Origin of the sequence: Staphylococcus agnetis (assembly GCF_002901865.1) — a bacterium.
Classification (GTDB): Bacteria; Bacillota; Bacilli; order Staphylococcales; family Staphylococcaceae; genus Staphylococcus; species Staphylococcus agnetis.
Window position 1 is genome coordinate 1 of the sequence record NZ_PPQF01000066.1, and the last position, 13,533, is coordinate 13,533.

Sequence of the window (13,533 nt, forward strand, 5' to 3'; positions counted from 1 at the left end):
GTTGGCTGATCTTTTCAGTGCCCTTACAAGGGCTGGTCAGTAACAGAGGCTTTCAGCCGCAGAACAAACCACCCGTTCACACGGGTGGTTTTGATTTGTAATGCTATTGAGATTGAGACGCAACGACAGGGTAATGGTCAGAATAATCTTGATAATGATATGTCTTACCCCATGATGTCACTGACCATTCAGGAGACTTAATATTGAGTGCTTGATTCGTCCAATTTTGAGGTTGCGCGTGATCTTTCTCAACGAGTAGATAATCTAAATATTGAGGTTTTAAATCTGGATAATTGTACTTCGCTATGCTGTTTGTTTCAGTATTCCATGTAGACGTGTGTCCTGAAAACTGAGGCTCAGAAACATTCATTTCTGCCAACATGTCGTTATATTCATTAGAACCTTTTTTCACATTCATATCGCCACCGATAACAATCATTTCATCTTTTGGGATATGTTTTTGTTGAATGAATTGATGTATTTCTGCCATTTGACTCGCACGAACAGTTGCATCTTTCGTATAGGTGCTTTCACTATTATCCGCTTGAAGATGCGTACCTATGATATGGTAAGGATGCCCATTTTTATTCACTTTAATGTATACAAAGCCTTTCTTAGCCATTGCATCTGAACCGCGACCCTGAGCGAAAATATGTTGTTCTTGATGCATGATTGGATAACGACTTAAAATTGCCACACCACCATTTGTAATTTTAGCGTTATGAATGTAGCCATGTGCGTCATCCCATTCAGAACTTGATTCGCCTAAAATAGGTGATTGGTAAGGGTATGTATGTTGTAAGTTTGCCTTTAATTTCGCTGAGGCTTTCTCATCAAACAATTCATTTAAAATTACTACATCGTTGTGTTGCATATAAGGTGCTTGCGCAATAAGGTCAGCGCGGTTCATCTGTCCCCAATTAGGATATAAGGCACGGGGCATGAAATAGACATTGTGCGTTGTAATTTTAAGATTGTGCTGTTCTGTTTCAGCTTGAGCAATAGAAAATGGAATTGAAATAAGCAAACAAACTACCATTAAGCAACGAAAAAACAACTTCATCGTTTAACACTCCTTAATATATAATGTACGACTCAAAACACCATATCAAAGGAGTTTGAAGCTATTGTTAAATTAACCGAAAATATAAAAAACTTTAAAATTAGCTTAAGAAAATTATTGAAATTAAAAATCTATGGTATGATGTAACTAGTCAAACATGGATCATTACCATCCATAAAAGCCCTACATCTGTGCTGGTGTAGGGCTTTTTCTTTGTATAAAGTTGTATAGTTAATATGAAGAGATGGGGATTGTTGTATGCATAAAATCACCAAAAATGTCTTGTAAGAAGAAAATTTATTTATAGAAGCGAGTAAATCTATAAATGGGATTATTAAAGATGGTTATTTTGATTCATTCTATATCCATATTAAAAGACGCCTCATTACTTTTTCGGTATAATAAAAACATTATAAAGAAAAGGTGAGGTGAATGAGATGCAATTGATATTTGATCCTAGCATCAATATATTCTATCGCTTGTTTTTAGGGTCGTTCTTTGTAATCAACCTAGTGTTAGCATTTTTCATTATATTTATGGAAAGAGATCGACGTGAAGCTACATCTACATGGGCATGGTTATTATTATTATTTGTTGTACCTGTGTTAGGCTTTTTACTCTATTTATTCTTTGGACGTGCAGTTAAGTTGAAAAGTAGTAAAAAAGAAACATCAGGAGAAGTTGAAGATGCACGTGCACGTGTACACCAACAAAAGGAACAATTTGAAAATGAAACGTTTCAAACGCGTAACCCTGTAGTTGAAAAGCAAGCGGACCTCGTTCAAATGATGCTTACACGTGATGCATCGTTTTTAAGTGAAAATAATCATGTTCATATCTATACAGATGGTCATGCATTATTTGAGAGAATGAAAAAAGATTTACGTGAAGCAAAGCATTACATTCACATGGAATTTTATATTATTAATTTAGATGGCTTAGGTACTGAAATTCTTGAAATTTTAAAAGAAAAAGCGCGTGAAGGTCTTGAAGTCAAATTGTTATATGATGCAGTGGGATCCAAACAATTGCGTAAAGGTAAAATGAAAGGACTTTATGAAGCGGGCGTATCTATAGAAGCTTTCTTTCACGCAAAAATTATCCCCTTTATCAATTTTCGAGTGAACAATCGAAATCACCGAAAAAATCTCATTATTGATGGTGATATTGGGTATGTAGGTGGTTTTAATATTGGTGACGAATATTTAGGATTAGACGATAAGTTAGGCTACTGGAGAGACACGCATTTGCGCATTCAAGGTGATGGTGTTGATGCTTTACAGCTTAGCTTTATACATGACTGGAATTCACAAGTTGATGAAGATAGACAATTGGATTATGATCAACGATATTTTCCTAAAAATGCACGTAAAGATGGTCATGTTGCCATGCAATTAGGGTTAAGTGGTCCGAATAATGACTGGCATCAACTGGAGTTTGCCTATTTGAAAATGATTATGAACGCGAAAAAATCGATATACATTCATACGCCATATTTTGTACCTGAAATCGGCTTTGTCAATGCGTTAAGAATTGCGGCTAAGTCAGGTGTGGATGTACATCTTATCGTACCAAATAAACCAGACCAACCATTTGTACATTGGGCAACGTTGACGACGGTGGCACAACTGATGTACGAGGGTGTAAATGTTTATACGTATGAAAAAGGATTTATCCATTCGAAAATGATGGTTATCGATGGAGAAGTGGCATCAGTGGGTTCTGCAAATATGGATCAGCGTAGTTTTCAATTAAATTTTGAGGTGAATGCATTGATTTATAATAAAGCGATTGCACAAAAACTCATCCATGCCTTTGAACGTGATGTTGAAGATTCGAAAAAACTGACACCAGAGCGTTATGAATCACGTTCTAATTGGGTGAAATTCAAACAATCTATCGCTAAACTCGTATCACCTATTTTATAAATTAAAAGCAAAAAGCGCTGAAATGAATCAGTGCTTTTTCTTTTTCGAACATGAGCAATGAGATAGGAATACTTGTGTATAATAGTGAAAATATAGATGTTTTTTATATTATTAATAAAAATTTTTAAATGTCGCTTTCATGACACTTTAACGTGGGAATACATATGAATAAAGGGGGCAGCTTATGGATATACTTGATGAAAATAAAAATTACCGTATTCGCTTTGAAGATGCTATTTATATTGATAAAAATAATGAAACTAAAGCTTACGAAACTTTGCATAACGTAGGAGAATCAATAGATAAATGTTTTGTCGTTTTAAACTATATTAAAATTTTAGCTGGTAAAGCTGAACAGTTTGAGTCGGAATGTTTGAGTAAAGATTCAGGCATGGAAGGTTTAGAAGGGTTCAATTCCTATTACTTTCTAAAACCCATTGATGAGGCAGACCATTATGTGATTATTACATTATGGAAAGATGCCCATTTCTTTAATACATGGATTGAATCAGATAAATTTAATACTGCATTTAATGAAATTGTAGAATGTGATATCGTCAATCGTCGCTTAACATATCGCATTTCATTTTACGATCGTTTATTTAAGCGAAATCATCATGTCTAAAAGGTTTATAACAATCTAAATTGATTCGAAATCTTGTATAATTATGAATGATAACACCATAAAATTTAATAAAGTGTAATGTAACGAGAGAATTGACGACACATGGAACATACTATAAAACTGTAAATCGCATACACATTCGCTAGGTTTTTGTTCGACAATGATACGTGTATAAAAACCACCACAATTTGATGTGGTGGTTTTTAACTATTTGTATCTATTATTTATTATCATTGCTTTGTGTGATTGTTGGTAAATAAATTTTAAAATGTGCACCTTTATTTGATGGCACGAGTGTTAATTCACCCTGATGGAAGTCGACAGCATCGCGAATAATTGATAAGCCGAGGCCGTGTTCTCCTTTTTCTTTTTTAGATGTATACGATTTTTTTATGAGATCATCAAGTTTATAACTTGGTAATCCTTTGCCATTGTCTTGATAGTCAATAAACAAATCTCTTGCATCTATATCAAATGAAATCGTGATATCTGGGTTGATAGCATTATGATCTAAACTATTATTGATTAAGTTAAATAACATGCGTTCAAAATAGAGCTTATTGCCATAAAATGTAGTTTCTGGTGGAAAGTTAAAATCTATTTTGATTTTTTCAAATCCAATAGTAGATTTTACGCGTTCAACAGTACTTTGTATTTCAAAGGCTTCACGATGATATTCCATTTGTTCAGTTTCATATTTGAATTGTGCGCTTAAGTTATCAATGACTTCTCGAATATAGTCTGCTTTTTCAGATATCAATTTGAGATGTTGTTGATCTGCATCAGTTGCGCCACGCACGAGTTTAGAAAATCCATAAATCGATGTGAGTGGAGATTTTAAATCATGCGAAATTTGAGATATCCATTTCGTTTTATAATATTGAATTTGATCATGATAAAAGCGGTCTTTTACAAGTTGTTTATTCAATGTGAATATTGCATCGTCAAGTTCTTGATAAATCCTGCGTGTACGTTCACGATTATGAACACGTGCATCAGGTTGATGCAGGCGACCGACACTTAAATTTTTAATCCAACGGGAATAGAAAAAGAGTGGCCGCGAAATACGACGTGAGATCATCCATGAAAAGATTAAGATGGATACAATATTGGCAATAATAATCACTAACCAACTTAAATAAATCGTATTTGTATGTTCTTGAACGATAGTTGTATCAAAACGGTCAATCCCACTGTTTTCATAAAACGTTAAATTCCCATTTGAAATATTAAATTCATAAGGATTTAACCCGTTCGTACGCATACTTTCAAGCAACATGTGAACATCGATGTTTTTGACATTTTTAATATCTGGATTTTCGCCTTTAGGATAAATATAGATAAAATAATAATGTTCAGCGCCGTATTTATAGCGGATTGAATGCGATTGATAGGCATTTTTTATTAAACGGGATTTGATGTTCCCTTTCACATTATGTGGGTAAACAATAGTGCCGTTCAATTTAGTCACATAGACGTCTGCTTTACTTTGTTTGGCGAGCTCTAAAACAGGCATTGGTACTTCTACTTCTTTAGGTGAGTAGGGGGGATAAAGCTCCAAGTCAAACTCTGTTAAATTGTTGATATGTGACGGTTTGCTTGCCAAATACGTGAAAAGTATAAATCCTACGAGTGTCAATAATGTCGTGACAAAAAAGTACAACGACATGTATTTCGCAAATTTAATAATAAAGCGCTTATTCATTCAATTGACCTCGGTAAATGTATCCTTTACCACGGGCAGTCTGAATCAGTTCAGGTGTGTTTGGTGTTAATTCTACTTTTTTACGCAACGTACGAATATGTACCATTAACGTATTGTCGTCGACACCTGTTTCATAACCCCAAACTTGAGCATATAATTGTTCTTTACTTAAGATACGGTTTGGATTACTAATAAAGTATTCTAATAAGTCGTATTCACGCGCTGTTAAATTCGCTGGCTCGTCTTGAATCCACACTTCAGCTGTACGGAAGTTCACTTTAAGATGTTTGAACTGATACATATAATCGCGTTTTGGTTTCAAATGTATTTTTACGCGATAAGCAAGTTCCATCGGGTCGAATGGTTTTTTAATATAATCGACAGCACCTTCTTCAAAACCTCGGTATACGTCATAGCTTGTATCTTTAGCTGTTACGATTAACACTTTTGTTTGTGTTTGATCGACTTCGTTTAATAATTCATAACCACTTTCAGAGTTTAAGTTTAAATCTAACAAAATCACATCGTAAGTATGCGACTGAAGATACTTCAGGGCTTCATTAAACGTACTCGCACAATCAGCCTCACCAATGTGTTGAGAGGTGAGTGACAAATGGATCAATGCTTGTATATCTAGGTCGTCTTCAATAATTAAAATTTTGTTGCTCATGTTTGCACCTCTTTTTTTCTCTTTATCACTCATTTAAGCATATTTCTTACTAATAAGGTAGCTTTAAATCTATTAATAATCTAATCTTTTGAACAAAATGTCAAGGAAGTGTTGGTTTTTATGTTTATTTAAAAATATTTTTTATACTTTTGCTTTAACTTACAAAGAAGAAAGTGTATCCTTTTATTATTATAATATAGTAATGGTGATTTTATGAAAATTAATCGAAATATTAAAAATGCAGGCCCATATTTGGGAATTGTTTTGCTTTTACACATACTCGGCTTTGGCGGTTTGTTTTTTAGTGGTTGGCAACACCCTATTTTAATCGGAATGGGGTTTATAGCTTACACTTTAGGATTACGTCATGCATTTGATGCAGATCATATTGCTGCCATTGACAATACAGTACGTAAATTATTGGAACAAAAGGAAAGTCCGACAGGCGTAGGCTTTTATTTTTCTTTAGGACATTCCTCAGTCGTATTTTTAATGGCTGTGTTGCTAGGGGTTGCGGTGAATTGGGCAAAAGATCACATCGCTACGTTCCAAGATACAGGTGGGTTAATAGGTACGCTAGTGTCGGGTTTCTTCCTTATTATTATTGGGGTTATTAATTTAATTATTTTAATTCAGTTGATTCAATTATTTAAAAAGGTGCGCACGGAACATATCACATCTGTTCAATTAAATGCGCTTTTAAATTCCAGAGGGTTTATGATTCACCTTGTAAAACCTTTCTTTAAATTTATATCTAAAAGTTGGCATGTTTATCCATTAGGATTTTTATTTGGATTAGGATTTGATACAGCGAGTGAGGTATCTTTCTTAGCGTTGTCGGCAGGTGCTGCGCAACGAACTTTGCCGTTAATCGGTATCATGGCGTTACCGATATTGTTTGCGGCTGGTATGAGCTTATTAGATACTTTAGATGGTATTGTGATGACTGAGGCTTACCATTGGGCTTTTGAAACACCAGTGCGTAAAATATACTACAACATAACCATCACTTCAATTTCTGTCATTGCCGCGTTGATAATTGGTGTATTAGAAATTTTACAGCTGATTGGCGAAAAACAACATTGGACGACAGGCATAGGAGGATGGATTACTCAACTTGATGTAGGATGGTTGGGTTATGGTTTGGTCATTGTTTTCATTTTGGCATGGCTTGTATCAGTAACAATATGGAAAGTTTTCAAAATAGAAAATACACCCAATTAATTGATAGTAAATATGCTATAAATGTTTATTATTAATATATTTTAAAGCGGATGCGTAGTGTGACGACAGATGATATACTTTTAACGTCGCCTATCTCTCAGGCGTCAATCTGACGTAGAGAGGAGGTGCGTTCTATGTTAGATATCCTTGTTCACATCACGACCACGATCATCAGTGGTTGTATTGTTACGCTTTTTGCGCATTGGCTACGTACGCGTGGCAATAAGCATAAATAGGCGACATGGGCCAACACCAAAAAATCCCCTCACTATGGCAGTAGTGAGGGGATTGGTGCTTCTACATTAGTATCCTTGTTAATGAAATTATAACATGAGTTGTAAGGGTAATGCAAAATGACTTGATTAAGTTAATTACAATGGGCCATTACAATGTTTTCTCTCATGTCATTGCTTAGTGATTTGATCTATATACGTATAGGATTGTGGCGTACCACCCTTTTGAGTAATCATTGAATTCAACAAGTTAATCACTGATATTAAACGGTCGTAAAATAATTTTTCATCCATATGGCTCATGTTCATATTCAAAATGTCGCGTGCTTCTTTGGGGCTAGTTCCTAATTGAGTTGCGAGCGCTTCTAAACTTAATGATGTGTCTTCATAATGCGCATATAACTCTTGACGTGTCGTTTGACGTTGTGTTTCAGTCAATAACATAATGAAACCTTCTTTCTTGGTGAATTGAATATGTGTGTGTATCTATCATAGGAGCATTACATTATTCCGTCAATTAGGGAAAACACGCATTTTAGACATCCTGGGTGTCTTAGGGAAGTGTCCGGTTAGACTGCCTCTATGCATTTTTGTGTATTTCAAACGATTAAATTGAGTATATCTATAATACGAATTTTTGTATTTTTCTCACAATTAAGGGTATATTTATATTTAATAGGGTGCGTCGAAAGGTGGTGAACCGATGCAACGAACACAATTAGAACCATTCAAAAATCGCAAAGTGATTGTGACAGGTGTTATCACTGCTGTTGACCATAAAAATAAGTTAGATATGTCTGCGCCTTGGAAACGGAATGTGAGAATTTTATTAAAACATGTTTCTGTATCAGGGATAGACGTTGATCACGTATGGTTATATGAACGCGAAAGGTATTTCGATCGTTGTCGCGCATTGATTGGGGAAGAGGTAAAGTTTAAAGCGAAAGTCGTGCCATACGTAAAAGCGCGTAATGGTATTTATATAGAAAATTACGGCTTAGAACGTCGTACCAGTATCGTATCACGAGCAGTGTATGAGCATCGGAATGAAGAATTTGAGGAAAAATACTATGATTATGAGATGGATAATCCATTTAAAGAAGTGATGGAATAATATATGGATATATCAAACGTTAGAAATGACAAACAACATGTCAAAGATTCATTTATGGTAAAATGGGTAAGTAAAATTTATAATGAACGATATTCTCATAGTAAATAGGTGAAAAACATGGAGCAATGGATTACTGATATAATGAGCCATTATGGCTACTTTGGCATTTTTCTATTAATATTTGTTGAATATATCTTGCACCCTTTTCCGTCAGAGATTGTGCTTACGTTTGCCGGCTACATGACTACCCGTACGGAAATGAATTTTTGGATTGTATGTTTAATTGCTATTGTGGCTGCTACAGCTGGGTCTGTCGTTTTATATTACATCGGTCTATTAATCGGTGAAGCACGTTTATATCGCTGGATTGATAAGTATGGTAAATATGTTCGAATTAAACGTAAAGATTTAGATAAAACGTCTGCGTGGTTTGAAAAATACGGCCACTGGGCGATTTTATTCGCACGTTTAGTTCCGATATTAAGAACGCTTATTTCTATTCCTGCCGGCTTAACGCGTATGAATATGTTGCACTTTATCCTATTCACAGCTATAGGTACGGCAATTTGGAATATATTCTTAATCACGTTAGGGATGACTTTAGGTGATCATATTCATCAAATTATTCAATATGTGGGTATATATTCTAAAATATTTGTCGTGATTTTAGCTTTAGCTGTCTTATACCTTATCTATCGCTGGTGGCACCGTGGTAAAAAAAGTAAAATCTAATTAAATAGTTTGTTTCATGTGGAACAACAAAAAATGACCTGAAACGTTAATGTGTAACGTGTCAGGTCTATTTTATATTTGTGGGATATTTTCTATAGCTAAAATATGACCATCTTTTACATAAACTTTAATGGTATAGCCATTTTGGTTGTTTTTATCATAATACCAGTAGTGGCCATGGTCTGCATCAGGACGGTTATGAACCGCGATGAATGCATGGTTAGAAACATTGTTAGGTGTCACCAAAACATGATTAACACGGTCGTTACTGTATGAAACGCCAATGTCATCATATTTGTGGACCTTTAAATCGCCAACCTTAAATGTTTTTTCAGCTTTGCCAAATTGCTGTTCGATTTGATCTCGTGTTTGATTAAGTTTAAATCCTTGATACCCTTCAATGCGATTCACATTCATGTACTGTGCACTAAATTCAGGTGATAAAACATTTACATGTTGTAATTTCGTATGAGGCAACGCCTTGTCACTTTTTTTAGGTGTAAAATCAAAGTTTATGTCTGTATTCATAAATCGCATTGCTAAAAAACCAATACTCACTATAACGGCAATAATTAAAAAAGTTATGAAGAAGGCTAAAATTTTGAATAACCATGATGAAGGTTTTTTAGGTGGTGTAGGGGGTTCGAAACGTGAACGACCGCAATGTGGACAAATACGCGTGTACTGTTCAATGGGTGCCCCACAATGTTGACATTGTTGCATGAAATCACACCTTTCTCTCTTTAAGGTTATTATAATGAAATCAATTTATAAATACTAGGAAAGTTTATGATATGACAGGCTTCTGTTCTTTATATTATTAGTAAAAAGTAATGATTATGATTCTCTTTACTCAAATTTATAGTGAAATCAAATTCTGGTTCAAAAACAGTATATATAATACGTTTGTAAACAATAATATTAAGAGGGGTTAGTTACATATGAAAATAGTTGGTAAATTAACGAAAGTTTCACTCGCAAGTTCATTGATTGCCTCATCCATCCTCGGTGTCTCACAAGCAACGTATGCGAAGGCACAAAGTAAACAAAATCAAGCGCAAGACAAAGTCGCTATGTATGGAAATACAAAAAATCCTAAAAATGTGATTTTTATGGTGGGAGATGGAATGGGACCATCGTATAATTCAGCGTATCGTTATTTCAAAGATAATCCTAATACAAAAGAAATGGAAAAAACGGCATTTGATCACTATTTAGTGGGAACACAACGTACTAACCCAGACGACCCTAAAGAAAATATTACAGATTCTGCTGCTGGTGCCACTGCATTTAGTTCGGGTCATAAAACATACAACGGTGCAATTGGAGTGACGCCAGATAAAAAACCTGTTGAAACAGTTCTTGAACGTGCTAAATCTCAAGGAAAATCAACAGGACTAGTTTCAACGGCAGAAATTACAGATGCGACACCAGCGGCGTACGCTGCACACATCGATAGTCGTGATAAAAAAGATGAAATCGCAAAACAATTTTATAATGACCGCATTAACGGTAAGCATAAAGTGGATGTATTACTTGGTGGTGGCGCCAAATATTTTGGGAAAGAAAACGGTGATATTGATAAAAAGTTTAAAAAAGATGGATATGATCTTGTTAAAAACAAACAACAATTAGCTCACTCTAAAAAAGATCAAGTGCTCGGTCTTTTTGCAGATAAGAATATGCCGCTACAAATTGATGCACCAAAACAAAATCCGTTATTATCTGATATGCAAGATGCTGCATTGAGTAAGCTCTCTAAAAATAAAAAAGGATTTTTCCTTATGGTAGAAGGCGCATCGATTGATAAACAAGGTCATGCGAATGACATTACAGGTGTTATGTCAGAAATGTCAGGCTTTGAATCAGCTTTTGAAAATGCGATGAAATATGCGCAAAAACATCCAGATACATTAGTTGTTGCGACTGCAGATCACTCCACGGGTGGATTGACAATCGGTAAAGGAAAAGATTACAAATGGGATCCAAAAGCAATCCAAAGTATGAAACATTCAGGCAAATGGATGGCAGAAGAAATCGCAAGCGGTAAAGATGTGACGAAAACTATTCAAGCAGGATATGGTTTTGACGTATCTAAATCGCAAATTGATGTGATTCAAAAAGAAGCCGATGCGATCAAAGGTTTAGATGAGAAAAAAGATAAAGCCAAATATGAGGCGCAACTTCAAAAACTGCAAGATGCCATTCAAAAACCTATTAATGATCAATCACACACAGGTTGGACAACATATGGACATACTGGAGAAGATGTAAATACTTATGCCTATGGTCCGGGTTCTAATCAGTGGCAAGGTAATATTGATAACACTGAAAATGCTACACATATTTTTGATTTCTTTGGCAACAATGTTAAGAACTAATTGTTTTTGAATAAAAGTAAATACATCTCATCATCTGTATAGTTGTGACGTTTGGATTATGCATTTCATGTATGATTTAAACGTCTTTTTTATTTGATGTGCGCCTAACAGCCGATGTTTTTGCGTAATAATAAATAAAATAAATATAAAAAAATTATTAAGATAAAGTGGTTTGGCATTTACTTTATTTTAATGAAAACCTAACTGTAGCTTTAAAATCGCACTCTACAATGGCTATGAATTAAATTTTGATGTAGAGGAGTTAAATACATAATGAAATATAGAAAACAGTTATCAAAAGTGACATTAGCGAGTACCCTTGTGGCATCATCTCTATTAGCAACAACACCAATGGTGAGTGCAAATGAAAATAATACAGCCCATAAACAACAATCAAAAGAAGAAAAAGCATCTGTCTATGGTAATACTAAAAATCCTAAAAATATCATCTTTATGGTTGGTGATGGTCTAGGGCCAAGTTATAATTCAGCGTATCGTCATTTTGCAGACAATCCTAAAACGAAAGAAGTGGATAGAACAACATTCGATGATTATTTAGTAGGTGCTCATCAAACACACCCTGATGATCCAAAAGAAAATATAACTGATTCTGCTGCGGGTGGTACAGCATTTAGTACAGGTGTGAAAACATATAATGGTGCTATCGGTGTAGACACCAATAAAAAAGACTTAGAAACAGTCCTCGAACGTGCTAAAACGAAAGGGAAATCTACAGGTTTAGTGTCAACTGCTGAAATTACCGATGCCACACCAGCGGCATTTGCAGCGAATGTAGATAATCGAGATAAAAAGAATGAAATCGCTCAGCAATTTTATAATCAACGCATCAACGGTCACCATAAAGTTGACGTATTGTTAGGTGGCGGATCTCAATATTTCGGTAAAGAAAACGGCAATTTAGATCAAAAATTTAAAAAAGATGGATATGATGTTGTCACAGATAAACAGCAATTAGTGACTTCTAAAAAAGACAAGGTTCTTGGCTTATTTGCAGAAAAAAATATGCCATTACAAATTGATGCGCCTGAAAAAAATCCATTACTTGTCGATATGCAAAAAGCAGCATTGGATAAACTTTCACAGAATGATAAGGGCTTTTTCCTTATGGTAGAAGGTGCGTCTATCGATAAACAAGGACATGCAAATGATGTGACAGGTGTCATGTCTGAAATGAAAAGTTATGAGAAAGCATTTGAACATGCCATTCAATATGCCAATGAACATCCAGATACGTTAGTCATTTCAACAGCGGACCATTCAACAGGTGGTTTATCGATGGGGAAAGATGGCGAGTACAATTGGAAACCAGAACCCATTCGTCAAATGAAACATTCAGGACGTTGGATGGTAGAACAAATTGAAGCAGGTAAAAGTGTAGAAGAAGCCATTAATGCAGGATATGGTTTTGAAGTGAGTAAAGAAGACATGAAGAAAATGAAAAAAGAAGCTAAAAAGTTAAGTAAAATCAATAAAGACAAAGATAAAGAAAAATATGAACAACAGCTTCAAAAGCTTCATGAGACCATCCAAAAACCAATCGACGACAAATCTTTAACAGGTTGGACGTCAACGGGCCATACAGGTGAAGATGTTGATATTTATGCGCACGGACCAGGCGCTGAACATTTCCGAGGAAATATCGATAATACTGATAACGCCAAGAAAATGTTCGAAATGATTGGAGATAATTAAAGCAGATTAAACAATGCCCCGCTTATATGAGGGGCATTGTTTTTATAATTAATGACTTCAGTCAGTTGAGCACGTAAAACGTGCGAAACAATAAACCACCTGCTATGCGGGTGGGCAACAAAAGTTATACTAAAAAATCCCTGCT

General features: G+C 35.0%; 13 protein-coding genes. 8 read left to right on the top strand and 5 right to left on the bottom strand.

Features of this window, described 5'->3' with window-relative positions:
* Positions 1 to 103: 103 nt before the first annotated feature.
* Complete coding sequence (sph, locus tag CD172_RS09910; RefSeq protein ID WP_060551892.1) at positions 104 to 1,063, bottom strand: sphingomyelin phosphodiesterase; 960 nt, start codon at positions 1,061 to 1,063, stop codon at positions 104 to 106.
* A 437-nt stretch (positions 1,064 to 1,500) separates the two neighbouring features.
* On the opposite strand from sph, the gene cls reads away from it, so the two are divergent.
* Positions 1,501 to 2,991 carry a cardiolipin synthase gene (gene cls, locus CD172_RS09915; protein WP_060551891.1) on the top strand — a complete coding sequence of 497 codons (1,491 nt, stop codon included), beginning with the start codon at positions 1,501 to 1,503 and terminating at the stop codon, positions 2,989 to 2,991.
* Between the two features lie 184 nt (positions 2,992 to 3,175).
* Complete coding sequence (locus tag CD172_RS09920) at positions 3,176 to 3,616, top strand: antibiotic biosynthesis monooxygenase family protein (protein ID WP_103346253.1); 441 nt, start codon at positions 3,176 to 3,178, stop codon at positions 3,614 to 3,616.
* 220 nt (positions 3,617 to 3,836) lie between these two features.
* Here the strand turns inward: CD172_RS09920 and CD172_RS09925 are convergent, their stop codons facing one another.
* On the bottom strand, positions 3,837 to 5,321 hold the full coding sequence (locus tag CD172_RS09925; RefSeq protein WP_060551889.1) for a sensor histidine kinase: 1,485 nt from the start codon (positions 5,319 to 5,321) through the stop codon (positions 3,837 to 3,839).
* Positions 5,314 to 5,991 carry a response regulator transcription factor gene (locus tag CD172_RS09930; protein WP_037565806.1) on the bottom strand — a complete coding sequence of 226 codons (678 nt, stop codon included), beginning with the start codon at positions 5,989 to 5,991 and terminating at the stop codon, positions 5,314 to 5,316. The genes CD172_RS09925 and CD172_RS09930 overlap by 8 nt, the downstream gene beginning before the upstream one ends.
* 213 nt (positions 5,992 to 6,204) lie before the next feature.
* Here CD172_RS09930 and CD172_RS09935 point away from each other — a divergent pair, with 213 nt between their 5' ends.
* Positions 6,205 to 7,215, top strand: a complete 1,011-nt coding sequence (locus CD172_RS09935) for a HoxN/HupN/NixA family nickel/cobalt transporter (protein WP_103346254.1) — start codon at positions 6,205 to 6,207, stop codon at positions 7,213 to 7,215.
* Positions 7,216 to 7,349: 134 nt separating this feature from the next.
* Positions 7,350 to 7,451, top strand: coding sequence for a type I toxin-antitoxin system Fst family toxin (locus tag CD172_RS12615; protein ID WP_107365594.1), 102 nt, complete (start codon positions 7,350 to 7,352; stop codon positions 7,449 to 7,451).
* Between the two features lie 168 nt (positions 7,452 to 7,619).
* On the opposite strand, the gene CD172_RS09940 is transcribed toward CD172_RS12615, so the two are convergent.
* Positions 7,620 to 7,892 carry a DUF2316 family protein gene (locus CD172_RS09940; RefSeq protein ID WP_103346255.1) on the bottom strand — a complete coding sequence of 91 codons (273 nt, stop codon included), beginning with the start codon at positions 7,890 to 7,892 and terminating at the stop codon, positions 7,620 to 7,622.
* Between the two features lie 259 nt (positions 7,893 to 8,151).
* Between CD172_RS09940 and CD172_RS09945 the strand changes: the two genes are divergently transcribed.
* Entirely contained in the window at positions 8,152 to 8,562 is a 411-nt protein-coding gene (locus CD172_RS09945; protein ID WP_103346256.1) for a hypothetical protein, read from the top strand.
* 117 nt (positions 8,563 to 8,679) lie between these two features.
* Positions 8,680 to 9,294, top strand: a complete 615-nt coding sequence (locus CD172_RS09950) for a DedA family protein (RefSeq protein WP_103346257.1) — start codon at positions 8,680 to 8,682, stop codon at positions 9,292 to 9,294.
* A gap of 72 nt (positions 9,295 to 9,366) precedes the next feature.
* Here the strand turns inward: CD172_RS09950 and CD172_RS09955 are convergent, their stop codons facing one another.
* The gene (locus tag CD172_RS09955; RefSeq protein ID WP_103346258.1) at positions 9,367 to 10,017 is read right to left on the bottom strand and encodes a zinc ribbon domain-containing protein; all 651 of its coding nucleotides are present in this window, start codon (positions 10,015 to 10,017) and stop codon (positions 9,367 to 9,369) included.
* Positions 10,018 to 10,235: 218 nt separating this feature from the next.
* Between CD172_RS09955 and CD172_RS09960 the strand changes: the two genes are divergently transcribed.
* Together CD172_RS09960 and CD172_RS09965 are read left to right on the top strand one after the other, a co-directional pair.
* Positions 10,236 to 11,675: an alkaline phosphatase gene (locus CD172_RS09960; protein WP_103346259.1), complete on the top strand. Its 1,440-nt coding sequence runs from the start codon at positions 10,236 to 10,238 to the stop codon at positions 11,673 to 11,675.
* 273 nt (positions 11,676 to 11,948) lie between these two features.
* Complete coding sequence (locus CD172_RS09965; RefSeq protein WP_103346260.1) at positions 11,949 to 13,388, top strand: alkaline phosphatase; 1,440 nt, start codon at positions 11,949 to 11,951, stop codon at positions 13,386 to 13,388.
* Positions 13,389 to 13,533 lie beyond the last annotated feature (145 nt).

Excerpts from the sequence above, each read along its gene's own strand:
- sph (WP_060551892.1), bottom strand. The coding sequence starts at position 1,063 with ATGAAGTTGTTTTTTCGTTGCTTAATGGTAGTTTGTTTGCTTATTTCA.
- cls (WP_060551891.1), top strand. The coding sequence starts at position 1,501 with ATGCAATTGATATTTGATCCTAGCATCAATATATTCTATCGCTTGTTT.
- CD172_RS09920 (WP_103346253.1), top strand. The coding sequence starts at position 3,176 with ATGGATATACTTGATGAAAATAAAAATTACCGTATTCGCTTTGAAGAT.
- CD172_RS09925 (WP_060551889.1), bottom strand. The coding sequence starts at position 5,321 with ATGAATAAGCGCTTTATTATTAAATTTGCGAAATACATGTCGTTGTAC.
- CD172_RS09930 (WP_037565806.1), bottom strand. The coding sequence starts at position 5,991 with ATGAGCAACAAAATTTTAATTATTGAAGACGACCTAGATATACAAGCA.
- CD172_RS09935 (WP_103346254.1), top strand. The coding sequence starts at position 6,205 with ATGAAAATTAATCGAAATATTAAAAATGCAGGCCCATATTTGGGAATT.
- CD172_RS12615 (WP_107365594.1), top strand. The coding sequence starts at position 7,350 with ATGTTAGATATCCTTGTTCACATCACGACCACGATCATCAGTGGTTGT.
- CD172_RS09940 (WP_103346255.1), bottom strand. The coding sequence starts at position 7,892 with ATGTTATTGACTGAAACACAACGTCAAACGACACGTCAAGAGTTATAT.
- CD172_RS09945 (WP_103346256.1), top strand. The coding sequence starts at position 8,152 with ATGCAACGAACACAATTAGAACCATTCAAAAATCGCAAAGTGATTGTG.
- CD172_RS09950 (WP_103346257.1), top strand. The coding sequence starts at position 8,680 with ATGGAGCAATGGATTACTGATATAATGAGCCATTATGGCTACTTTGGC.
- CD172_RS09955 (WP_103346258.1), bottom strand. The coding sequence starts at position 10,017 with ATGCAACAATGTCAACATTGTGGGGCACCCATTGAACAGTACACGCGT.
- CD172_RS09960 (WP_103346259.1), top strand. The coding sequence starts at position 10,236 with ATGAAAATAGTTGGTAAATTAACGAAAGTTTCACTCGCAAGTTCATTG.
- CD172_RS09965 (WP_103346260.1), top strand. The coding sequence starts at position 11,949 with ATGAAATATAGAAAACAGTTATCAAAAGTGACATTAGCGAGTACCCTT.